This is a genomic window from Solicola agrisoli, from assembly GCF_049059935.1.
Taxonomy (GTDB): Bacteria; Actinomycetota; Actinomycetes; order Propionibacteriales; family Nocardioidaceae; genus JAURVT01.
Genome location: NZ_JBMGQR010000071.1, coordinates 1 through 21,896 on the forward strand (window position 1 = coordinate 1; position 21,896 = coordinate 21,896).

Sequence of the window (21,896 nt, forward strand, 5' to 3'; positions counted from 1 at the left end):
GATGTCGGGGCATCACCACGCACCGACAACTCCCCTGGTCGAGGGTGGGTTGTCCACAGATCCGTCGGCAGGCGGCAGATCGCCCGGAGAGGGACCCACCCTGCAGCCGTGACCATCGACCTCGGCGACCGACCTCTGACCCTGCGGGACGGACTGCTCGACGACCTCCACCGCCGGCAGCACGGCGTGGCGAGCCGTGAGCAGCTGACCGCGGCGGGGATCACCGCGCGGACGGTCGAGGCCCAGCTCAGGGCCGAGCGGTGGACCGCGCCCACCTCCACCGTGGTGACGCTGACCAACGGCCCCCTCACTCGGGACCAGCTGCTCTGGGTCGCGGTCCTCAGTGCTCCCCGACCGGCCGCGCTGGCGTGCAGCACGGCGCTCGTCCACCAGGGCTTCCGCGGACTGCTCGAGGACGACGGACTCGTCCACGTGGTCGTCGCGCGCGCGACGATGATGGCGCCGGTGGCCGGTGTGCGGATACACGAGTCACGCCGGTTCACCGCTGACGACGTCGTCGTGCGACGCGGGCTGCCCACCTGCAGCGTCGAACGGGCCGCGATCGACGTCGTGGCGTGGCAGCGCCGCCCACGGTTCGCGTACGCGGTGGTCGGCGCCGTGGTGCAGCAGCGACTGGGGACGGTCGAGCGTCTACGCGCCGAGCTGGACGCCGCCGGCCACGTCCGTCACCGCGGTCACCTCCGCTGCGCGATCGACGACGTCGCCGGCGGGGCGCAGGCGCTCGGCGAGATGGACCTGGTCCGCGCGTGCCGCCGGTTCGGGCTGCAGCGGCCGGTGGCCCAACGCGTCCGCCACGACGCTCACGGGCGCAAGCGCTACCTCGACGCCGAGTGGGACCTCGGTCCCGGACGGATCGTCGTGCTCGAGGTGGACGGTGCGCACCACCGCGAGGTGGAGCACTGGGAGGCCGACATGCGGCGCGAACGGGCGATCGTCGTCGACGGCCGGACGGTGCTGCGCTGCTCGTCCCGCGAGATCAGGCTCGACCCCGCAGCCGTGATCACCGACCTGCGCGGTGTCGGCGTCCCGTCCGCCTGACCTCCCGACTTGTCGGTGCCTGGTGATGTCGGGGCATCACCACGCACCGACAACTCCGGGGGGAGGGTCGGGGATGATGGACGCCATGCCCAGCCCCAGCTACGTCCTGACGCTCGCCTGCACCGACCGCCCGGGCATCGTGCACGCCGTCACCGGCAACCTCGCCGAGCAGGGCGCCAACATCCTGGACTCCCAGCAGTTCGGCGACCGCCGCGACACCCGCTTCTTCATGCGGGTGCACTTCGACGTGGACGGTACCGACGTCGCCGCGCTGCGCAGCGCGTTCTCCCCCGTCGCCGAGGGCCTCGGCATGGACTGGGAGCTGGAGGACGCGAGCCGTCCGTGCCGCACGCTGATCATGGTGTCGAGGTTCGGGCACTGCCTGAACGACCTGCTGTTCCGGCAGTCGAGCGGCGCGCTGCCCATCGACGTCGCCGCCGTGGTGTCGAACCACCGCGACCTCGAGCGCCTCGCCGACACCTACGAGGTGCCGTTCCACCACGTGCCCGTCACGCCCGACACCAAGCGCGACGCCGAGCAGCAGGTGCTGCGCCTCGTCGACGAGCTCGACGTCGACCTCGTCGTGCTGGCCCGGTACATGCAGATCCTGTCCGACGAGGCCAGCGAGGCGCTGTCGGGCCGGACGATCAACATCCACCACTCGTTCCTGCCCAGCTTCAAGGGCGCCAAGCCGTACCACCAGGCGTTCGACCGCGGCGTCAAGCTGATCGGCGCCACCGCGCACTACGTCACCGCGCAGCTCGACGAGGGCCCGATCATCGAGCAGGACGTCACCCGCGTGAACCACCGGATGGGCCCGGACGACATGGTGCAGGCCGGCCGTGACGTCGAGTCGCAGGTGCTGTCGCGGGCCGTCCGCTGGCACGCCGAGCGACGTCTGCTGCTCGACGGGTCGCGCGTCGTCGTGTTCTCGGCCTGATCCGCCGAGGCGGGCGCGGCGGGAAGTTGCTAGCGTCGGGACGCGTACGCCGTCGCCCTCGAACAGGAGCCCACCCGTGAGCAAGTCCCCCGTCAAGGTCGCCGTCACCGGCGCCGCCGGCCAGATCGGCTACAGCCTGCTGTTCCGCATCGCCAGCGGCAGCCTCCTCGGCCCCGACACCCCGGTGCGCCTGAGCCTGCTGGAGATCACCCCGGCGCTCAAGACGCTCGAGGGCGTCGTGATGGAGCTCGACGACTGCGCGTTCCCGCTGCTCGACGGCATCGACATCAGCGACGACGCCAACGTCGCGTTCGACGGCGTCAACCTCGCGCTGCTGGTCGGCGCCCGTCCCCGCACCAAGGGCATGGAGCGCGGCGACCTGCTCGAGGCCAACGGCGCGATCTTCACCGCGCAGGGCAAGGCGCTCAACGACCACGCCGCCGACGACGTCCGCATCGGCGTCACCGGCAACCCCGCCAACACCAACGCCCTGATCGCGCTGACCAACGCGCCCGACATCCCGAAGGAGCGCTTCTCCGCGCTCACCCGCCTCGACCACAACCGCGCCCTGTCGCAGCTGTCGGCCAAGACGGGCACCCCGGTCACCGAGATCGACCGCCTCACCATCTGGGGCAACCACTCGGCCACCCAGTACCCCGACGTGTTCCACGCGACGGTCGCCGGCAAGCCCGCCACCGACCTCGTCGAGCAGTCGTGGCTCGAGGACGACTTCATCCCGACGGTCTCCAAGCGCGGCGCCGCCATCATCGAGGCGCGCGGCTCCTCGTCGGCGGCCTCGGCCGCGTCGGCCACCGTCGACGCCGCCCGCGACTGGCTCGGCGGCACCGCCGAGGGCAGCTGGGCCTCGATGGCGGTCGTCTCCGACGGCTCCTACGGCGTCCCCGAGGGCCTCGTGTCGAGCTTCCCGGTCACCACCAAGGACGGCGACTGGGAGATCGTGCAGGGCCTGGAGGTCAACGACTTCTCGCGGGCCCGCATCGACGCCAGCACCGCCGAGCTCGCCGAGGAGCGCGAGGCCGTCAAGGGCCTCGGTCTCATCTGAGCGTGCCCCGTCACCCCGAGGTCGAGTCGTACGTCGCGTCGCTGCCCGCCGAGCACCAGGAGGTCCTGAGGCTCGTGCGGGCAGCGGCGCGTCGGGCCGTCCCGACCTAGGGGCCGCGCTCGCGCCGTACCTCTCGGGCGCGAGCACGATCAGGATGCCGTGGGCCAGCGGCGTCCCGCACGGGCTGGTGGGACGCGTCGCCGCGCACCACGCGGCGCGCTAGACCGCCTGCGGCACCACCACGGCGAGCACGACGAGCACCGCGCCGAGCCCGACCATCCAGACGATGTCGAAGCGCTTGCGGCGCACGCGCAGCAGGCCGGCGTCGGCGTCGCGGACGACGAGCCGGGCGATGCCCGCGACGACGAAGCCCCAGCCGGCCAGCCCGACGCCGAAGCGCCACGGGCCGATCGCCACGAGGGCCAGACCGATCAGCATGAGCACGACCAGCGCCGCATAGACGAACGTCCCGGTGGGCACCGGCGGCCTGTCGCCGGGGGTGGTCACGTCGCGCGTCAGCCGGCGAGCGACCGCTCGGCCGCCTCGACGACGTTGGTCAGCAGCATGGCGCGGGTCATCGGACCGACACCGCCGGGGTTGGGCGACATCCAGGCCGCCACCTCGGCCGCGTCGAGCGCGACGTCGCCGGCGATCCTGCCCTCGGCGTCGCGGCTCACGCCGACGTCGAGCAGCGCGGCGCCGGGCTTGACCATGTCGGCGGTGACGATGCCGGGAACGCCGGCGGCGGCGACGACGATGTCGGCGCGCGCCACCTCGGCGGCGAGGTCGCGGGTGCCGGTGTGGCACAGGGTGACGGTGGCGTTCTCGGAGCGACGGGTGAGCAGCAGCCCGAGCGAGCGGCCGACGGTGATGCCGCGGCCCACGACGCACACCTGCGCGCCGGCGACCGGCACGTCGTGCGCGCGGAGCAGCTCGACGATGCCGCGCGGGGTGCAGGGCAACGGGGCGTCCTGGCCGAGCACGAGCCAGCCGAGGTTGGTGGGGTGCAGGCCGTCGGCGTCCTTGGCGGGATCGATGCGCTCGATCACCGCGTTCTGGTCCAGCCCCCTGGGCAGCGGCAGCTGGACGATGTAGCCGGTGCAGGCGGGGTCGGCGTTGAGCGCGTCGACCGCGTCCTCGACCTCGGCCTGCGTGGCGCTCTCGGGCAGGTCGACGCGGATGGACTCGATGCCCACCTGCGCGCAGTCCTTGTGCTTGCCGCCGACGTAGATCTGGCTGCCGGGGTCGTCACCCACCAGCACGGTGCCGAGACCCGGCACCACGCCGCGCTCGCGGAGAGCCGCGACCCGGGTGGTGAGGTCGGCCTTGATGCGGGCCGCGGTGGCCTTGCCGTCGAGGATCTGCGCAGTCACGCAGGCGAGTCTCCCACGTGCCAGGGTGGTGCCATGACCGCCCCGACGCTCGGCCGGCTCGACCTCGTCCCGGCCACCTCCGCCACGCACCTCCTCGCCCCGCCCGTCGCCGACGGCGTCGCGGGTCAGGAGGACGCCTGGGTCTGCGAGATCGACCCCGGCCTGGCCGACACCGCCGAGTTCGGCGAGGCGTTCGACGTGCCGCCGGAGGCGTCGGCCAACTGCGTCGTGGTGCTCGGCCGCCGCGGTGACGACGAGACGCTCGCGGCGTGCATGGTGCTCGCCGACTCGCGGCTCGACGTCAACAAGGCCGTCCGCAAGCACCTGGACGTCCGCAAGTGCTCGTTCGCACCCATGGACCGCGCGACGTCGGAGACGCGGATGGAGTACGGCGGCATCACCCCGGTCGGCGTCCCCGCGGCGTGGCCCGTCCTCGTCGACGAGCGCGTCGCCGCGCAGCCGTGGGTGGTCGTCGGCAGCGGCCTGCGCCGCTCCAAGCTGGTGCTACCCGGCGCGGTCGTGGCGTCCCTGCCCGGTGCCGTCGTCGGGGTGTTCGCCACGCCCCCGTCCGCGATCTGATGGGTTGGCGGGGTTCCCGGGCTTCAGAACCCCTGCAAACCATCAGATCGCGGACGGGAGGGTGGGCCCGGGCGGTCGTCAGTGGAAGAAGTGGCGGGTGCCGGTGAGGTAGAGGGTGACGCCGGCGGCCTTGGCGGCCTCGACGACCTCCTCGTCGCGCTTGGACCCGCCGGGCTGGACGACGGCGCGCACGCCGGCGTCGAGCAGCACCTGCATGCCGTCGGCGAAGGGGAAGAACGCGTCGGACGCGGCGACGGCGCCGCGGGCGCGCTCCTCGCCGGCGCGCTCGACCGCCAGGCGGCAGGAGTCCACGCGGTTGACCTGGCCCATGCCGACGCCCACCGACGCGCCGTCGTGGGCGAGCAGGATCGCGTTCGACTTCACCGCGCGGATGGCCGTCCAGGCGAAGGCGAGGTCGGCGAGGGTGGCGTCGTCGGCGGCCTCGCCGGTGGCGAGCGTCCACGTGGACGGGTCGTCGCCGGGGGCGTCGACGCGGTCGGCCTGCTGGAGCAGCTCTCCGCCGGAGATGCCGCGGCGCTCGAGCTCGGGGCGGCCGGCGTCGTCGTCGCAGCGCAGGACGCGGATGTTCTTCTTGCGGGTCAGCACCTCGAGGGCGCCGTCCTCGTAGCCGGGGGCGACGACGACCTCGGTGAACACCTCGGCCACCTGCTCGGCCATCTCCACCGACACCGGGCGGTTGACGGCGATGACGCCGCCGAACGCCGACACGGGGTCGCAGGCGTGCGCCTTGCGGTGCGCGTCGGCGACATCGGCGCCGACGGCGATGCCGCACGGGTTGGCGTGCTTGATGATCGCCACGGCGGGCGCGTCGAAGTCGTACGCGGCGCGGCGGGCGGCGTCGGTGTCGACGTAGTTGTTGTACGACATCTCCTTGCCGTGCAGCTGCTCGGCGGACGCGAGGCCGCCGGTGCCGTCGGTGTAGAGCGCCGCACGCTGGTGCGGGTTCTCGCCGTAGCGGAGCACCGCCGACAGCGTGGAGGTGGAGCCTCCGAACACGGGCCACTCGCCCTTGTCGGCCACCTGCTCGGCGAACCACGACGCCACCGCGACGTCGTACGCCGCCGTGTGCGCGAACGCCTCGGACGCCAGCTGCTTGCGCTCCACCAGCGAGAACCCGCCCTCGCGGGCAGCGCGCAGCACGTCGTCGTAGCGCGACGGCGAGGTGACGATGGCGACGCTGGGGTGGTTCTTGGCCGCGGCGCGGACCATCGACGGGCCGCCGATGTCGATCTGCTCGACGACGTCGTCGGGCGCGGCGCCCGAGGCGACCGTCTCGACGAACGGGTAGAGGTTGGAGACCACGAGGTCGAACGGCTCGATGCCGAGGTCGGCCAGCTGCGTGACGTGGGCGTCGAGGCGGCGGTCGGCCAGGATGCCGGCGTGGACGCGCGGGTGCAGCGTCTTGACCCGGCCGTCGAGGCACTCGGGGAAGCCGGTCAGGTCGGCGACCTCGGTGACCGGGACGCCGGCCGCGGCGATGCGCGCGGCGGTCGAGCCGGTGGAGACCAGCGCGACGCCGGCCTCGTGCAGGCCGACCGCGAGCTCCTCCAGACCCGTCTTGTCGTAGACCGAGACGAGGGCGCGCCGCAGCGGGGTGACGTCGATGGAGCTCACGTGCCGAACCTGACCGTTCTGTCGTCGATGGTGATGCCGTCGCGGACCAGGCGGCCCACGGTGTCGACGAGCATCGCGCGCTCGCCGGTCTTGATGCGCTCGTGCAGGGACGAGACGTCGTCGTCGGGGTGCACCGGCACCGCCGTCTGGGCCACGATCGGCCCCGTGTCGACGCCGGCGTCGACCACGAACAGGGTGGCGCCGGTGACCTTGACGCCGTGCGCCAGCGCGTCGCCCGGGCCGTTCATGCCCGGGAACGACGGCGACAGCGCAGGGTGGGTGTTGACGGTGCGGCCGCCGAACAGGCCGAGGAAGGCCGGGCCGGTGAGCTTCATGAACCCGGCGAGCACGACGAGGTCGGGCTCGTGGACGGCGACGGCCTCGGCCAGCGCGACGTCCCACGCCGCACGGTCGGGGTGGTCGCGCACGCGCTCGACGAACGTCGGCAGGCCGGCGCGCTCGGCGCGTCGCAGCCCCTCGACGTCGGGACGGTCGGCGCCGACGGCGACCACGCGGGCGCCGTAGCCGGGTTGCTCGCAGGCATCGAGGAGGGCCTGCAGGTTGGTGCCGGAGCCGGACACCAGGACGACGAGTCGCGCGTCCCGCTCAGTCACGGGCGGGAGGGTCCTGCGCACCCGCCCCACGATAGTGCCCGGCCGCCGCGCCGATCGCGCCGCCCACGGCGAGCGTGAGGACGGCGAGCGCTGAGCAGGCGAGCCAGAACGGTCCGACGTCGGCCATCCGGCCGGGTCCGACCGGCCCGCCCGAGACCGCGAGGAGCAGCGCGACGACGACGCCCGCACCCGCGCCGCCCGCCGAGCCGACCGCGACGGCGTGCGTCCACGGGCCGTGCTCGAGGCGACGGGTGCCCCACCAGCCCCCGAGCGCGCCGGCGAGCACCGGAACCGCGGCGAGCGCGAGGGCCCACCCGGGGAAGACCGCCGGGGCCGGGACGGCCGCGAGCACCGGGAGCCCCGGGACGGCGCCGAGGTCGGAGCCGGTGAGGCTGACGGCGGTGCCGGTGCCGAGCGCGAAGCCCGGGCCGAGGAGCACCGACGTCGACCACAGCACGAGGTTGGGGAGCACCAGCAGGCACAGCAGCGCGAGGGCGATGCCCCCGACGACGCCCGCGTCGAGCGACCCCCACAGCCGGCCGGCGGCGCCGAGGCCCCGCAGCAGCGCGACCACGTACAGGACGGTGGAGGCCAGGAGCAGCGTGGCCAGCGCGACGCCCGCGCCCACCAGCCCGGAGCGGACCGACGCGGGCGCGAGGTCCCACCAGGTGCGGTCGAGGCCGGAGCCTCGCGCGCCACCCCAGGCCAGGCCGACGAACGCGAGCAGGAACGACCCGATGCCGGCGCGGACGAGGTCGGGCTCGGCGCCCGAGCCGCCGGCGACCAGCACCAGGACGCAGGCCCAGGCGGCGTAGGTGACCGCGCCGACGGTGGCCAGCTCGGCCAGCCCGCGGATGGAGTCGAGCCGCGACGGGACGACGGCGACGCGCGTGACGAGCACGACGGTGCCGAGCAGCAGGGCGGTGAGACCGAGCGGGATCGCGCCGACGGTGACCGCGCCCACCGACAGCCCGCTGCCGTGCCCGACGAGCCAGCCGGCGGCGCCCGCGCGGACGGCGTCGCCGATGCCGCCGGCACTGCCCCCGAGCCAGGCCACGACGGCCAGGGCCACGGCGACGACGGTGCCGGCGCCTGCCGCGCCCAGTGCGGCGAGCACGGCGGTCAGCGCCACCGGCCTCGCGGGGCCGGGAGCGGCCGGGCCTCGCGACCCCGGACGGGCGGCCGAGCCGCGGGCGAGCGTGTCAGTCATCGCCGCCCATCGTCCCTGTAAAGTCGACCGCTGGGCGTGAGGCTCGCCGCCCGCCCCGCACACCCAGCGCCCGCCGACAGCACGCCGTCAGGAGGACCGATGCCCCGCGTCGAGGAGTTCGACACCTTCTACACCTCGACGCGGCGCCACCTCCTGCACCTCACCTACGCGCTGACCGGTGACCGCACCACGACGGCCGCCGCCGTCACCGAGGCCTACCGCCACGCGTGGCGCGACTGGACCCGCCTGCGGATGGCCGACCCCGTCGACTACGTGCGCCAGGAGGCCGGACGCTCGGCCGCCTTCCTCGCCAACACCCACCCGTGGCGCCGGCGTGACGGCGACGGCGAGGCCGACGTCGACGCCGAGCTGGTCAAGGCGCTCGCGGCGCTCACCCCCAACAACCGCCGCCTGTTCGTGCTGCAGACGCTGGGCGAGCTGGGCCTGGAGGCCGCCGCCCGCGACGTCGGGCTCACCGACGACGCGGCGATCGAGGGCACCCAGCTGGCCGTCGCCGAGCTGGAGGCGTCGCTCGGCACCGACCTCGACACCATCGAGGCCCGACTGGCGTCGCTCGGTCGCGTCACCGACCGCCTCAGCCTGCCCCGCCCCTCGGTGGTGCGACGCGAGTCGCGCCGTCGCACGCGACGCAACACCGTCGCCGCCGTCGCCGCCACCACCGCGATGGTGGTGGCCGCCGGGCTGATCGCCACCGAGAGCGGACCCCTCAGCCGGGCCGAGGCGCAGCCCGACCGCGAGCAGATCGGGTCGTCCGCGCAGGCCGAGGAGGTCGCGCAGCGCGTCCTCGGCGCCGACCAGGACCAGCTCCTCGACCGCGACCAGATCTCCCGCCTCGACCCCGCCAAGACCTGGACCGTCGAGAGCACCGACGCGAGCACCACCAACACCGAGCCGTACGCGACGTGCGCGGAGTCGCGGTTCGCCGACGCCCGCCTGCGCGCCGCGTACGTGCGCACCTACAGCGCGTCGGGCGGCGGCAACGAGACCGCCGCCGAGGCGATCGAGGTGGCGCGCAGCCAGGGCGCGGCCCAGAAGGGCTACCAGACGATGGTGAGCTGGTACTCCGACTGCGCCGTGCCTCGCGTTCAGCTCACGGGGTCGTACACCGTCGACCGTCCAGGCCTCGACGTCCGCATCCTGCAGCTGCGCACCTACGCCGACCCCAACCGCACCTTCACCGTCGGCCTCAGCCGCTCGGGCGTCGTCACCTCCTCGCTCGTGCACGAGGTGGACGGCGACACCGGCCCCGACATCCAGCAGTTCGCGCAGGCCGTCCGCGACTCGATGGCGATGGTCTGCGGCAGCTCCGGCGGCGATTGCGGCGAGGGCCTGACCGCCACCCGCTCGGTGCCGCCGCCCACCACCGACGAGCCCGCCTTCCTCGGCATCGTCGACCTCCCGCCGGTCGCGAGCGTCGACCGGCCGTGGGTCGGCACCGAGTCGGCGCCGCTCACCGACGGCCAGAACCCCTCGGCCACGGTGTGCGACAACGCCGCGTTCAGCGGCTCCAGCGTGCAGGAGGCGCGCTCGCGCACGTTCGTCATCCCCGAGGAGGACCGGCTGCCCCAGCAGTTCGGGCTGTCGGAGACCATCGGACGCTTCGACTCCCCCGCCGCGGCCACGCGCTTCACCGACACCCTCGCCGACCGCATCGACGCGTGCCCCGACGACAACCTGTCGGCCACGATCAGCCAGGACGCCGAGGTCGAGGGCGACGGCATCACCGGCCGCACCTGGCGCGTCAGCTTCGAGGTCGACGCCGACACCACCGTGTACTACCGCGTCGGCATCGTGCGCCGCGGCACCGACGTCGCCCAGGTGTCGTTCTCGCCCACCTCGGCCTACGACGTCGGCCAGGACGCGTTCGAGGCGCTGACGGTCCGCGCCGGCGAGCGCCTCGCCTACGTCGAGTAGTCCCCGCCGCACGACGACGGCGCCGCCACCCCGCAGGGTGACGGCGCCGTCGGCGTGTGCTGGGGGCTAGAGACCCTGCAGGATCTCGCGCATCAGCGAGGCGGTCTCGGACGGCGTCTTGCCGACCTTGACACCGGCGGCCTCGAGGGCCTCCTTCTTGGCCTGCGCGGTGCCCGAGGAGCCCGAGACGATGGCGCCGGCGTGGCCCATCGTCTTGCCCTCGGGGGCGGTGAAGCCGGCGACGTAGCCGACGACGGGCTTGGTGACGTTGGCCGCGATGTACTCGGCCGCCTTCTCCTCCGCGTCGCCGCCGATCTCGCCGATCATCACGATCGCCTTGGTGTCGGGGTCGGCCTCGAACGCGGCGAGCGCGTCGATGTGCGTGGTGCCGACGATCGGGTCGCCGCCGATGCCGATGGCGGTCGAGAAGCCGAAGTCGCGCAGCTCGAACATCATCTGGTAGGTCAGCGTGCCCGACTTGGAGACCAGGCCCACCGGGCCGGAGCCCGCGATCGTCGCGGGCGTGATGCCCGCGAGCGCCTCGCCCGGCGTGATGATGCCGGGGCAGTTGGGGCCGATGATGCGGGTCTTGTTGCCCTTGGCCTGGGTGTAGGCCCAGAACTCGGCGGAGTCCTGCACCGGAATGCCCTCGGTGATGACGACGACCAGCGGGATCTCGGCGTCGACGGCCTCGACCACGGCCGCCTTGGCGAACGCCGGCGGCACGAAGACGACCGACACGTCGGCGCCGGTCTTCTCGATGGCCTCGGTGACGGTGCCGAACACCGGCAGCTCGACGTCGCCGTGGGTGACGGTGGTGCCGGCCTTGCGGGCGTTGACGCCGCCGACGACGTTGGTGCCGGCCTTGAGCATCAGGGCGGTGTGCTTGGTGCCCTCGCCGCCGGTGATGCCCTGGACGATGACGGTGGAACCCTTGTTCAGGAAGATCGACATGTCAGGCTCCTGCCTTGCTCGCCAGCTCGGCGGCGCGGTCGGCCGCACCGTCCATGGTGTCCACCAGCGTCACGAGCGGGTGGTTGCGCTCGTCGAGGATGCGGCGGCCCTCCTCGACGTTGTTGCCGTCGAGACGCACGACGAGCGGCTTGGTGGCCGTGTCGCCGAGCAGGTCGAGCGCGCCGACGATGCCGTTGGCGACCGCGTCGCACGACGTGATGCCGCCGAAGACGTTGACGAAGACCGACTTCACCTGGTCGTCGCCGAGGATCACGTCGAGGCCGTCGGCCATCACCTGCGCGGACGCGCCGCCGCCGATGTCGAGGAAGTTCGCGGGCTTGACGCCCTGGTGCGCCTCGCCGGCGTAGGCGACGACGTCGAGGGTCGACATGACCAGGCCCGCGCCGTTGCCGATGATGCCGACCTCGCCGTCGAGCTTGACGTAGTTCAGGCCCTTGGCCTTGGCCTTGGCCTCGAGGGGGTCGGCTGCGGCCTTGTCCTCGAACGCGTCGTGGTCGTCGTGGCGGAACTCGGCGTTCTCGTCGAGCGAGACCTTGCCGTCGAGCGCCTCGAGCACGTCGCCGGTGAGGCGGGCGAGCGGGTTGACCTCGACGAGGGTGGCGTCCTCCTTGACGAAGACGTCCCACAGGCGCTGCACGAACACGACCGCCTGGTCGACGAGCGCGTCGGGGAAGCCGGCCTCGGTGACGATCTCGCGCGCCTTGGCCTCGTCGACGCCGGTGCCGGCGTCGATCGGGATCTGCTTGACGGCGTCGGGGTTGGTCTTGGCGACCTCCTCGATCTCCACACCGCCCTCGATGCTGGCGATGCACAGGTACGAGCGGTTCGACCGGTCGAGCAGGAAGGAGAAGTAGTACTCCTCCTCGATGCTGGCGCCGGGAGCCACGAGCACGCGGTTCACCGTCAGGCCCTTGATCTGCATGCCGAGGATCGCCTCGGCGTGCTCACGTGCCTCGTCGGGGGTCTTGGCGAGCTTGACGCCGCCGGCCTTGCCGCGACCGCCCGCCTTGACCTGCGCCTTGACGACGACGACGCCGAGCTGCTCGGCCGCGGCCTGAGCCTCCTCGGGGGTGTTGGCGACGATGCCGAGGGTCACCGGCACCTCGTGCTTGGCGAAGAGCTCCTTCGCCTGGTACTCCATCAGGTCCACGATCGGTTGCCAGTCCTTCGGTAGGTCGGAGGCAGGGAGAGCGGCGTAGGCTCGCTCGGGCTCTCGCGACTCTAACGCCGCGCGGGGCCCCCGACCATGTGGGGTCTGTCACCGGGCGGTCATCACCAGCCAACGAGGAGTTCACGTGCACCAGGTCCGCTCGGGCGCCGTCCGACTCGCCGTCTCCACCCGCGGGGAGGCCTCCGGGCCCACCGTCGTCGCGGTGCACGGCTTCCCCGACACCCAGGCGATGTGGGGTCCCGTCGCCGACCGTCTCGTCGACGGCGGCCTGCGCGTCGTCACCTACGACGTCCGCGGCGCGGGCGCGTCCACCGCACCGTCCACCCGCGACGACTACCGCGCCGACCGCCTCGTCGACGACCTCGTCGCCGTGCTCGACGACGTGCAGCCCGACGGCTCGCCGGTGCACCTGCTCGGGCACGACTGGGGCTCGGTGCAGACCTGGGAGTCGGTGCTGCGCACCGGTACCGACGAGCGCCTGCGCGGGCGGATCGCGTCGTTCACCTCGATCAGCGGGCCTCCGCTGTTCCACTACTCCCGGCACCTGACGGGCGCCTGGCGCCGCCGCGACTGGCGCACCTTCGTCGACCAGGCGCGACGCTCCTGGTACGTCGCGGCGTTCCAGCTGCCGGTGGTGCCCGAGCTGGTGTTCCGCCGCCTCGGTGGCCGCCTCCAACGCACGCTCACCGGCTCGCAGCGACTCGGTGACGACGCGCACTGGGCCTCGACGTTCGGCGAGGACGGCGCGCACGGCGTCAACCTGTACCGGGCCAACGCCCGCGGCACCGGCTCGCCGCGGCACACCGACGTCCCGGTGCAGCTGCTCGTGCCGCTGCGCGACACCTTCATCTCCCCCGACGTCTACGACGGGCTCGAGAAGGTGGTCCCCGACCTGCTCCGCGTCGACCTCGACGCCGGCCACTGGGTGACCCGCACCCACCCCGACGTCGTGGCCGGGCACGTCCGCAGCTTCGTGGCCGCGCACACCGTCTGACGCGTCAGCGCTGAGTGGTGACGACCATCGTCACCGTGGCGCCCCGGGCCACCAGCCGCCCCCGGCCCGGGGACGTCGAGGCCACCTCGCCCTCGTTGCCCTCCTCGGGCGGGACCCGGCGGACGACACGCTCCACCTCGAAGCCGAGTCGCTCCAGCACCCGGACGCCCTGCTTGGCCGGCCGGTCGGTGACGTCCGGCACGAACGCCCGTCCCTGCGGCGCGGCCCGGACCGAGGCGACGCGCCGCTCCAGCTCCGCCCTCGTCGGGGCCTGCCAGGTGAGCACGACGTCCGACCGGGGAACGACGACCGACTGCCGCCAGCTCCTCCGGCTCCGCTCGACGGGCGTCCGGTAGGCCGGGAGCCCTCCTATGCGCGGACCGGCCAGCGCCCCCTCCGGCAGCAGGCCCCCCGGCCCCCCGAGACCGTCGATCGTCAGCGAGGTCACCGACGGCGGGCGCTCGACCAGGCAGGCCGGGACGGCCACGGGCTGGTAGACGACGGTGTCCTCGACCGCGTCGCCGCAGTGGGTGGCGTCGCGCGACCACGAGGCGGGGACGGGCACCGCGACCGCACCGCGTCCCACCAGCACGTCGTCGGTCGGCGTCGGTGACGGTGACGAGGTGGACGACGACGAGCAACCTGCGAGCAGCAGGCCCACCGCCACGGCCATGGGGAACCGTCGCCTCACCGCGGCCTCCCTCCCGTCGTCGCCCGGACCGGGCCTGCAACTGTCGGTTACGCTGGCAGGGTCCCACTCTCTCGGAGGCCCTCGTGACGACGCGCCGCAGCACCCGCCGTCGTCCCGGCCTGCCCACGCCCGCCGCGGCGGCGGCCGTCGCACTGATCGTGGTGGGCGTCGGGGCCATCGCGGTGTCCAGCACGGCCGAGCCGCAGCCCCTCGCCAGCGGCTACCAGGCCCTGGCCGACGACGGGTCCGACCTCGACCCCGCCGCCGCGACCTCCAACGCCGAGGGCACCTTCGACGTCAGCCGCGACTTCGACCGCGACCTCCTGGAGCGTCAGGCCCAGCAGCAGGCCCAGCAGCGCGACGTCGCCCTCGGGCAGAGCGGTGACGACGCGATCGGCGACCTGGTCGAGAAGACGCAGGCCAGCGCCGCCAAGCTCAAGACGAACCAGTGGGTGCTGCCCGTCGCCGGCTACCGGCTCACCGCCCGGTTCGGGCAGAGCAGCTCGCTGTGGGCCACCGTCCACACCGGCCTGGACTTCGCCGCCCCGTCCGGCACCACGATCGTCTCGGTCGCCCGGGGGACGGTGAAGGAGGTGTCGTACGCCGGCGCCTACGGCAACCGCACCGTCGTCACCCTCGAGGACGGCACCGAGATCTGGTACTGCCACCAGTCGGCCACCCGGGTGAAGCCCGGCGACCCCGTCGACCCCGGCCAGCCCATCGGCAACGTCGGGTCCACGGGCAACGTGACCGGCCCGCACCTGCACCTCGAGGTGCGTCCGGGCGGCGGATCGCCGGTCGATCCGCAGGTCGCGCTCGCCGAGCACGGCGTCCGCGCCTGACCGTCCGACCGGTCCCGCTTCGTCCCGGAACCTCCCGATTCGGCGACGTCTCCTCATCATGGACGAGAAATCCGGACATCGCGGACCGTTCACCTCCGTGATACGTGCCACCCGTCCTCGGGAAGGGTTGGAAGGGACGGTCCGACTCGTCTAGGGTGAGTGACTTCGCGCCCTTCCCCCGGGCGCTTCCCGTCACACCCCCGAACGTCGTGGAGGATCGTCGCGTGCCCGAGCCCCGAGCACAGGGTCGTCACTCGGCCCCGCGACCCCGACGCCGGGCCGAGAGGCCCCGCAGGTCCACCCGCTCGATGCTCCTCCGCTCGCCCCTCGTGGCCGGCGTCGCGGCGCTCGCGGTGGCCGCCGGTGGAGCGATCGCCCTCAACCAGGGTGCCGACACCCAGAACGTGTCCGACCAGCAGAGCGGCCAGACCTTCGACGCCGTCGACCAGTCGGTGCGCGGTGCGCAGCCGCAGGTCAGCCGCAGCAGCGAGCGCGTCGACCGCGCGGTCCTGGTCAAGCAGGCCGCCCAGCAGGCCGAGCAGCGCACCGCGGCGCTGGCGCAGCTCACCGCCAAGAGCGGGCAGCGCGCCACCACCCTGGCCAAGGCCGAGGAGGAGCGCCTGAAGAACCAGTGGGTCCTCCCCACCACCGGGTACCGCCTCACCGCCCGCTTCGGCCAGAGCAGCTCGCTGTGGTCCACCGTGCACACCGGTCTGGACTTCGCCGCCCCGTCCGGCACCAAGCTCGTGGCCGTGGCCAAGGGCACCGTCACGTCGGTCGGCTTCGACGGCGCCTACGGCAACAAGACCGTGCTCACGCTCGAGGACGGCACCGAGATCTGGTACTGCCACCAGTCCGCCACGTCGGTCACCGCCGGCCAGGAGGTCCAGCCGGGCGACACCATCGGCGCCGTCGGCTCCACCGGCAACGTCACCGGCCCGCACCTGCACCTCGAGGTCCGCCCCGGTGGCGGCGACCCGGTCGACCCCGCTCCCGTTCTCAAGTCGCACAACGTCAACCCCTGACCCACCGGGTTCCACGGGCGCCTGACGTGTCTGGCGCCCGTCTCGCAAGGCGCCGCGACGAAGGCGAACCGGTCTTGTTCGTCGAGTCGTGAGCAACGCCGCGAGCCGGGATGCCAGGCGCGTCAGAGCTTTTCGACGGGGGCGTAGCGAAGTAGGAGGCGCTTGACGCCCTCGGTGCCGAAGTCGACCGAGGCGACGGTCTTGTCGCCGGTGCCCTGCAGGGCCACGACGGTGCCCATGCCGAAGGTGTCGTGGACGACGCGGTCGCCGGGGGTCAGGTTGGGCACCTCGCGCTTCTTGGACGCCGACGCCGCGGCGGCCGAGCTGAGCGAGCGTGCGGGGGCGCGGCGGGTGGTGACGTAGGAGCCGCCGGTCTGGACACCGCCGGACCAGCGGGTGGCGTCGGCGTCGGTGCGGCGCCAGTCGACGATCGTGGGCGGCACCTCGTCGAGGAACCGTGACGGCGGGTTGTGCGACGGGGCGCCCCAGGCGGAGCGGACGGCCGCGCGCGACAGGTGCAGGCGCTCGCGGGCGCGCGTGATGCCGACGTAGGCCAGGCGACGCTCCTCCTCGAGCTCCTTGGGCTCGCCGACCGAGCGCTGGTGCGGGAAGACGCCCTCCTCCATGCCGGTGAGGAAGACGACCGGGAACTCCAGGCCCTTGGCGGTGTGGAGCGTCATCAGGGTGACGACGCCGTCGCCCTCGTCGGGGATGGCGTCGGCGTCGGCGACCAGCGCGACGCGCTCCAGGAACGCCTCGAGCGAGCCGGGGGCGAAGACCTCGTCCTCGGCGGCCTGGGCGACCTCGTCGGGGTCGACGGCGGCCTCGGCGACGTCGTCGGCCACGACGGACGCGTCGGCGACGAACTCGCGGGCGACGGCGACGAGCTCGGCGAGGTTCTCCACGCGGGTCTCGTCCTGCGGGTCGGTGGACTCCTCGAGCTCGTCGAGGTAGCCGCTGCGCGACAGCGCCGCCTCGAGCACGGCGTCGGCGGGCTCGCCGGCCGCGGCCATCGCCGACAGCCCCGTGATCACCTCGACGAACGAGCGGATCTGCTTGAGCGAGCGCGTGGCGATGCCCGGCGCCTCGTCGGCGCGCTGCAGCGCGTCCCAGAAGGTGAGGCGCTCGCGCTGGGCGAAGGCCGAGACGCACGCCTCGGCGCGGTCGCCGATGCCGCGCTTGGGCACGTTGAGGATGCGGCGCAGCGAGACGTCGTCGGCGGGGTTGACCAGCGTGCGGACGTAGGAGATCGCGTCCTTGATCTCGCGGCGCTCGTAGAACCGGACGCCGCCGACCACCCGGTAGGGCAGGCCCGTCCGGATGAAGACCTCCTCGAACACACGGCTCTGCGCGTTGGTGCGGTAGAAGATCGCGACGTCGCCGGGGCGGGCGACCTCGTCGTCGCCGAGCTTGTCGACCTCGTCGGCGACCCACTGCGCCTCGGCGTGCTCGTCCTCGGCGACGTAGCCGACCACCTGCGCGCCGTCGCCCTGGTCGCTCCACAGGTTCTTGGCCTTGCGGCCCGCGTTGCGGGAGATGACGGCGTTGGCCGCCGACAGGATCGTCTGGGTGGAGCGGTAGTTCTGCTCGAGCAGGATGGTGCGGGCGCGGGGGAAGTCCTCCTCGAACTCCAGGATGTTGCGGATGCTGGCCCCGCGGAAGGCGTAGATCGACTGGTCGGAGTCGCCGACGACCAGGAGGTCGGAGTCGGGCTCGTCGCACAGCTCGCGCACGAGGGCGTACTGGGCGTGGTTGGTGTCCTGGTACTCGTCGACGAGCACGTGACGGAACCGGCGGCGGTAGGTCTCGCGCACGTCGGGGAACGCCTGGAACAGGTGCACCGTGAGCATGATGAGGTCGTCGAAGTCGCACGCGTTGGCCGCGGTGAGGCGGCGCTGGTACTCCGCGTACGCCTGGGCGTAGACCTCCTCGCTGCCGTTGGCGGCCCGCGTGGCGGCGGCCTCGGCGTCGAGGAGGTCGTTCTTGGCGTTGCTCACCCAGTTGAGCACCGCCCGCGGCGCGAACCGCTTGGGATCGAGCTCGAGGTCGCGGCACACCTGCGACATCAGGCGCTTGGAGTCGGCCGCGTCGTAGATGGAGAACGACGAGGTGTAGCCGAACTTGGTGATCTCCTTGCGCAGGATGCGCACGCACGCGGAGTGGAAGGTGGAGACCCACATCAGCTTCGCCCGCGGACCGACGAGGTCGGCGACGCGCTCGCGCATCTCGGCGGCGGCCTTGTTGGTGAACGTGATGGCCAGGATCGACCCGGGGTGCGCGTCGTCGTGGCCGATCAGCCAGGCGATGCGGCGGGTGAGCACGCGCGTCTTGCCCGAGCCCGCGCCGGCGACGACGAGCAGCGGCCCGCCCTCGTGGCTGACGGCCTGCCGCTGCGACTCGTTGAGCCCGTCGAGCAGCTGCTGCGGGTCGATCCTCTTCCGCCGCGGGGCCGGGCGGTCGTCCTCGTCGGGGTCGGCGGAGGACTGGTCGGCGCGGGGCACCGCAGGGACTGGGAAGCGCAACGTCATGGCTCCCCCAGCCTACGTCCGGCCGCCGACAGCCGTGCGCGCCGTCCACCGGTCGCTCCCGGCACCGACCTGGGTTGACTGTAGCAACACAATTGCTACAGTTAGTGGTACAAACGAGCCCCGGGAGGGACCATGACCACGTTGATCGTCGTCACCATCGCCGTCCTCGCGGTGAGCGCCGTGCTGGCGCTGACGGCCCGGTCCGACGCGCACCGCAGGACGCTGGCGACCGTCCGGTCGCGCGGGGTCCACCTGAGCGAGGACGAGGGAGCCGCCCTCGAGCGCGTCGTCGTCCGCCGCATCCGCCTCAGCGCCACCGCCGGCGCGGCCGGTGCCCTCCTCGCCGCGGCCGGCATCGTCGTCCTCGACCTCCCGCTGGACTTCGACCGGTTCCCCGACGCGGTGCCCACCCTGGCCGCGTTCCTGGCCGTCGTCTACTGCGTGTCCGTCCTCGTCGAGAGCGTCGCCGTCGCCCGCTCCACCCGGGCCCCGGCCGACGGGCCGAGGGTCGCGACCCTCGGCGCCCGCGAGGTCGGCTCCTACCTGCGACGGATCGAGCACCTCGTCCCCGCCGCCCTGCTCGCCGTCGCGGTCGTCGTCTCGCTCGCGATCGCCGTCTGGGGCGCCTCGGCCGACACCGGCTCCGCCCTCCTGGTGACCGGTGCCGCCGCACTCGTGGTCGTCCTCGCCGAGGTCGTCATGCGACGGGTAGCGGCGTCCCCGCTGCGCGCGACCTCGCCCCGCGAGGCGGCGGCCGAGGAGGTCCTCGTCGCCGTCACCGTCGACCGGCTCGCCGAGAACGGGATCGCGATGGCCTCGGTGTCGCTGCTCTACGTGGCCCTCGTCGCTGTCGCGTCCGTCTCCGCGGCCGTCGTGGTGGCGTCCGTCGTCGTCGGGGTGGTCCTGGTGGCCGGATCCTCCCTCGCCCGCCGACGTCGCCTCGCGCCCGTCTCGACGGTGCACGCACGATGAGCGGGCTGGTCGGGATCGACCTCGCCTCGCCCACTCCCCCGTTCGAGCAGCTGCGGACGCAGGTGGCGGCGCAGGTGCGCGACGGGGTCCTGGAGGCGGGGCAGAAGCTGCCCACCGTACGCCAGCTCGCCGCCGACCTCGGCCTCGCCGCCAACACGGTGGCGCGGGCCTACCGCGAGCTGGAGTCCGACGGGGTCGTCGTCACGCACGGGCGGCGCGGGACGTTCGTCGCCGACGGGGTGCGCGCGCCGGGCACCGAGGCCGAGGCGCGGGCGGCGGCGGAGTCGCTGGTGTTCACGGCTCGCCGGCTCGGGCTCTCGCTCGCCGAGACCAGCGGGCTCGTCGAGCGGGCCTGGGGGCGCTGAGCCCGACGACCGAGGAATCGGCGCACGGCCGCCCTGGGTGGCCGAACGCCGATCCTCCCGTCGCGTGCGCGGCTGCCTACTGCGCGGTCGTGTTGGGGGCGCGCCAGGTGCGCTCGAACGGCAGGCGCCAGGCGCGCGGGGCGATGAGCTGGTGGATCGCGTTGGGGCCCCACGAGCCGGGCGAGTATGCACGCACCGGACGGGGGTCGCCGAGGAGCGGGCGCGAGAGCTCCCACAGCCGCTCGATGCCCTGGGCGGTGGTGAACAGGGTGTGGTCGCCGCGCATCGCGTCGTGGATGAGCCGCTCGTAGGCCTCGAGGACGCCGTCGGCCTTGCCGGTGTCGTGCATGGCGAACTGCATGCTGAGCTTGTCGAGCTTCATGCCGGGCCCGGGTCGCTTGCCGTAGAACGACAGCGACATGCGCGAGGCGTCCGCGAGGTCGAACGTCAGGTGGTCCGGGCCCTGCGTGCCCACGCCCGAGCCGGTGGGGAACATCGAGCGCGGGGGCTCCTTGAACGCGATCGAGATGATCCGCGCACCCTCGGCGAGCTTCTTGCCGGTGCGCAGGAAGAACGGCACCCCGGCCCAGCGCCAGTTGTCGATCTCGGCCTTCAGCGCGACGAACGTCTCGGTGTCGGAGTCGTCGTGCACCGACGGCTCGTCGCGGTAGCCGATGTACTGGCCACGCACGACGTCGTGCGGCTCGACCGGGCGCATCGAGCGGAAGACCTTGTTCTTCTCCTCGCCGATCGGCCCGGGCTCCAGCGCCGTCGGCGGCTCCATCGCGACGAACGCGAGCACCTGGAACAGGTGGGTGACCACCATGTCCTTGTAGGCGCCCGTGGACTCGTAGAAGCCGATCCGGTTGTCCAGGCCGAGCGTCTCGGGGACGTCGATCTGGATGTGGTCGATGAACTGGCGGTTCCAGATCGGCTCGAACAGGCCGTTCGCGAACCGGAACGCCAGGATGTTCTGCGCCGCCTCCTTGCCCAGGAAGTGGTCGATCCGGAAGATCTGCTCCTCGTCGAACACCTCGTGCAGCTCGGCGTTGAGGGCCACGGCCGACTCCAGGTCGGTGCCGAACGGCTTCTCCATGATGATCCGCGAGCGCTCGACCAGCTTGGCCGCCTCGAGCTGGTGCACCACGGCGAGCGCGGCCTTGGGCGGCACGCTCAGGTAGTGCAGGCGACGGATGGTCTCGCCGGGCTCGGACTCGGCGGCCAGCTCGGTCTCGGCCGCCGCGACCGCGTCGGCGAGCGCCTCGGGGCCGGCGTCCTGCGACACGTAGCTGAGCCGCTTGGCGAACGAGTCCCAGTCGTTCGCGAACGGGCGGCTGCTGAACTCGACGCACGCGTCGTGGGCCAGCTTGACGAAGCCCTCGGTGTCGAGGTCGTCGAGCGAGACGCCGACGATGCGGCAGTCGCTCGACAGGCCCACCTGGTACAGGTGCAGCAGACCGGGGAGCAGCTTGCGTCGTGCGAGGTCGCCGGTGGCGCCGAACAGGACGATGACGTGGGGCGCCTCCATGCTCGGATCGTAGGAGTCGGAGGTTGCCATGTCGTTACGCTACGCCGACCGTGAGACAGCCGACTAGATCAAGCGGCGCTCGTTGGCCCACCGCGTCAGCTCGTGCCGGCTCGACAGCTGCAGCTTGCGCAGCACGCTCGACACGTGGGTCTCGACGGTCTTGACCGAGATGAAGAGCTCCTTGGCCACCTCCTTGTAGGCGTAGCCGCGGGCGATCAGGCGCATCACCTCGCGCTCGCGCTCGGTGAGCCGGTCGAGGTCCTCGTCGACCTGGGCCACCTCGATGGTGCCGGCGAACGCGTCGAGGACGAACCCCGCGAGCCGCGGCGAGAACACCGCGTCCCCCGCGGCCACCCGGCCGACCGCGTCGACGAGCTCGGGCCCGGTGATGTTCTTG

21 protein-coding genes are annotated in these 21,896 nt (G+C 73.1%); 10 read left to right on the plus strand and 11 right to left on the minus strand.

Features of this window, described 5'->3' with window-relative positions; all coding sequences use genetic code 11:
- Positions 1-108: 108 nt before the first annotated feature.
- From ACI6PP_RS18755 to ACI6PP_RS18765, 3 genes are all read left to right on the plus strand, one after another.
- Positions 109-1,059, plus strand: a complete 951-nt coding sequence (locus ACI6PP_RS18755) for a hypothetical protein (RefSeq protein ID WP_421113147.1) — start codon at positions 109-111, stop codon at positions 1,057-1,059.
- Between the two features lie 85 nt (positions 1,060-1,144).
- Positions 1,145-1,999 carry a formyltetrahydrofolate deformylase gene (gene purU / locus ACI6PP_RS18760; protein WP_421113148.1) on the plus strand — a complete coding sequence of 285 codons (855 nt, stop codon included), beginning with the start codon at positions 1,145-1,147 and terminating at the stop codon, positions 1,997-1,999.
- 76 nt (positions 2,000-2,075) lie between these two features.
- Entirely contained in the window at positions 2,076-3,062 is a 987-nt protein-coding gene (locus ACI6PP_RS18765) for a malate dehydrogenase (protein ID WP_421113149.1), read from the plus strand.
- A 219-nt stretch (positions 3,063-3,281) separates the two neighbouring features.
- On the opposite strand, the gene ACI6PP_RS18770 is transcribed toward ACI6PP_RS18765, so the two are convergent.
- Together ACI6PP_RS18770 and ACI6PP_RS18775 are read right to left on the minus strand one after the other, a co-directional pair.
- Positions 3,282-3,569 carry a DUF3017 domain-containing protein gene (locus tag ACI6PP_RS18770; RefSeq protein ID WP_421113150.1) on the minus strand — a complete coding sequence of 96 codons (288 nt, stop codon included), beginning with the start codon at positions 3,567-3,569 and terminating at the stop codon, positions 3,282-3,284.
- A gap of 8 nt (positions 3,570-3,577) precedes the next feature.
- Entirely contained in the window at positions 3,578-4,435 is an 858-nt protein-coding gene (locus ACI6PP_RS18775; protein ID WP_421113151.1) for a bifunctional methylenetetrahydrofolate dehydrogenase/methenyltetrahydrofolate cyclohydrolase, read from the minus strand.
- 33 nt (positions 4,436-4,468) lie between these two features.
- Between ACI6PP_RS18775 and ACI6PP_RS18780 the strand changes: the two genes are divergently transcribed.
- Positions 4,469-5,014: a YbaK/EbsC family protein gene (locus ACI6PP_RS18780; protein WP_421113152.1), complete on the plus strand. Its 546-nt coding sequence runs from the start codon at positions 4,469-4,471 to the stop codon at positions 5,012-5,014.
- 78 nt (positions 5,015-5,092) lie between these two features.
- Here ACI6PP_RS18780 and purH read toward each other — a convergent pair whose 3' ends face one another.
- From purH to ACI6PP_RS18795, 3 genes are read right to left on the minus strand one after another with little or no spacing between them, the layout of a single operon-like run.
- Positions 5,093-6,649, minus strand: a complete 1,557-nt coding sequence (gene purH, locus ACI6PP_RS18785; RefSeq protein ID WP_421113153.1) for a bifunctional phosphoribosylaminoimidazolecarboxamide formyltransferase/IMP cyclohydrolase — start codon at positions 6,647-6,649, stop codon at positions 5,093-5,095.
- On the minus strand, positions 6,646-7,263 hold the full coding sequence (purN, locus tag ACI6PP_RS18790; protein ID WP_421113154.1) for a phosphoribosylglycinamide formyltransferase: 618 nt from the start codon (positions 7,261-7,263) through the stop codon (positions 6,646-6,648). The genes purH and purN overlap by 4 nt, the downstream gene beginning before the upstream one ends.
- Complete coding sequence (locus ACI6PP_RS18795) at positions 7,256-8,473, minus strand: cell division protein PerM (protein ID WP_421113155.1); 1,218 nt, start codon at positions 8,471-8,473, stop codon at positions 7,256-7,258. Before ACI6PP_RS18795 ends, purN begins: the two co-directional genes overlap by 8 nt.
- A gap of 99 nt (positions 8,474-8,572) precedes the next feature.
- Here ACI6PP_RS18795 and ACI6PP_RS18800 point away from each other — a divergent pair, with 99 nt between their 5' ends.
- The gene (locus ACI6PP_RS18800) at positions 8,573-10,408 is read left to right on the plus strand and encodes a hypothetical protein (protein ID WP_421113156.1); all 1,836 of its coding nucleotides are present in this window, start codon (positions 8,573-8,575) and stop codon (positions 10,406-10,408) included.
- A 66-nt stretch (positions 10,409-10,474) separates the two neighbouring features.
- Here the strand turns inward: ACI6PP_RS18800 and sucD are convergent, their stop codons facing one another.
- Together sucD and sucC are read right to left on the minus strand one after the other, a co-directional pair.
- The gene (gene sucD, locus ACI6PP_RS18805) at positions 10,475-11,362 is read right to left on the minus strand and encodes a succinate--CoA ligase subunit alpha (RefSeq protein WP_421113157.1); all 888 of its coding nucleotides are present in this window, start codon (positions 11,360-11,362) and stop codon (positions 10,475-10,477) included.
- Position 11,363: 1 nt separating this feature from the next.
- The gene (gene sucC, locus ACI6PP_RS18810) at positions 11,364-12,533 is read right to left on the minus strand and encodes an ADP-forming succinate--CoA ligase subunit beta (RefSeq protein ID WP_421113158.1); all 1,170 of its coding nucleotides are present in this window, start codon (positions 12,531-12,533) and stop codon (positions 11,364-11,366) included.
- 145 nt (positions 12,534-12,678) lie between these two features.
- Here sucC and ACI6PP_RS18815 point away from each other — a divergent pair, with 145 nt between their 5' ends.
- A complete protein-coding gene (locus ACI6PP_RS18815; RefSeq protein WP_421113159.1) occupies positions 12,679-13,548 on the plus strand; it encodes an alpha/beta fold hydrolase in 870 nt (289 codons plus the stop codon).
- 4 nt (positions 13,549-13,552) lie between these two features.
- Here the strand turns inward: ACI6PP_RS18815 and ACI6PP_RS18820 are convergent, their stop codons facing one another.
- Positions 13,553-14,239: a PASTA domain-containing protein gene (locus tag ACI6PP_RS18820; protein ID WP_421113160.1), complete on the minus strand. Its 687-nt coding sequence runs from the start codon at positions 14,237-14,239 to the stop codon at positions 13,553-13,555.
- A gap of 83 nt (positions 14,240-14,322) precedes the next feature.
- On the opposite strand from ACI6PP_RS18820, the gene ACI6PP_RS18825 reads away from it, so the two are divergent.
- Together ACI6PP_RS18825 and ACI6PP_RS18830 are read left to right on the plus strand one after the other, a co-directional pair.
- Positions 14,323-15,081, plus strand: a complete 759-nt coding sequence (locus ACI6PP_RS18825; protein WP_421113161.1) for a M23 family metallopeptidase — start codon at positions 14,323-14,325, stop codon at positions 15,079-15,081.
- A 308-nt stretch (positions 15,082-15,389) separates the two neighbouring features.
- A complete protein-coding gene (locus ACI6PP_RS18830; protein ID WP_421113162.1) occupies positions 15,390-16,106 on the plus strand; it encodes a M23 family metallopeptidase in 717 nt (238 codons plus the stop codon).
- Between the two features lie 122 nt (positions 16,107-16,228).
- Here the strand turns inward: ACI6PP_RS18830 and pcrA are convergent, their stop codons facing one another.
- The gene (gene pcrA / locus ACI6PP_RS18835; protein WP_421113163.1) at positions 16,229-18,634 is read right to left on the minus strand and encodes a DNA helicase PcrA; all 2,406 of its coding nucleotides are present in this window, start codon (positions 18,632-18,634) and stop codon (positions 16,229-16,231) included.
- 132 nt (positions 18,635-18,766) lie between these two features.
- Here pcrA and ACI6PP_RS18840 point away from each other — a divergent pair, with 132 nt between their 5' ends.
- Both ACI6PP_RS18840 and ACI6PP_RS18845 read left to right on the plus strand, forming a co-directional pair.
- Positions 18,767-19,606, plus strand: coding sequence for a hypothetical protein (locus tag ACI6PP_RS18840; protein WP_421113164.1), 840 nt, complete (start codon positions 18,767-18,769; stop codon positions 19,604-19,606).
- Positions 19,603-19,971, plus strand: a complete 369-nt coding sequence (locus ACI6PP_RS18845; protein ID WP_421113165.1) for a GntR family transcriptional regulator — start codon at positions 19,603-19,605, stop codon at positions 19,969-19,971. Before ACI6PP_RS18840 ends, ACI6PP_RS18845 begins: the two co-directional genes overlap by 4 nt.
- A 76-nt stretch (positions 19,972-20,047) precedes the next feature.
- Here ACI6PP_RS18845 and zwf read toward each other — a convergent pair whose 3' ends face one another.
- Complete coding sequence (zwf, locus tag ACI6PP_RS18850; protein WP_421113166.1) at positions 20,048-21,529, minus strand: glucose-6-phosphate dehydrogenase; 1,482 nt, start codon at positions 21,527-21,529, stop codon at positions 20,048-20,050.
- Positions 21,530-21,562: 33 nt separating this feature from the next.
- Positions 21,563-21,896 (minus strand): response regulator transcription factor (locus ACI6PP_RS18855; RefSeq protein WP_421113167.1); only part of this gene is annotated, 334 nt, incomplete at its 5' end.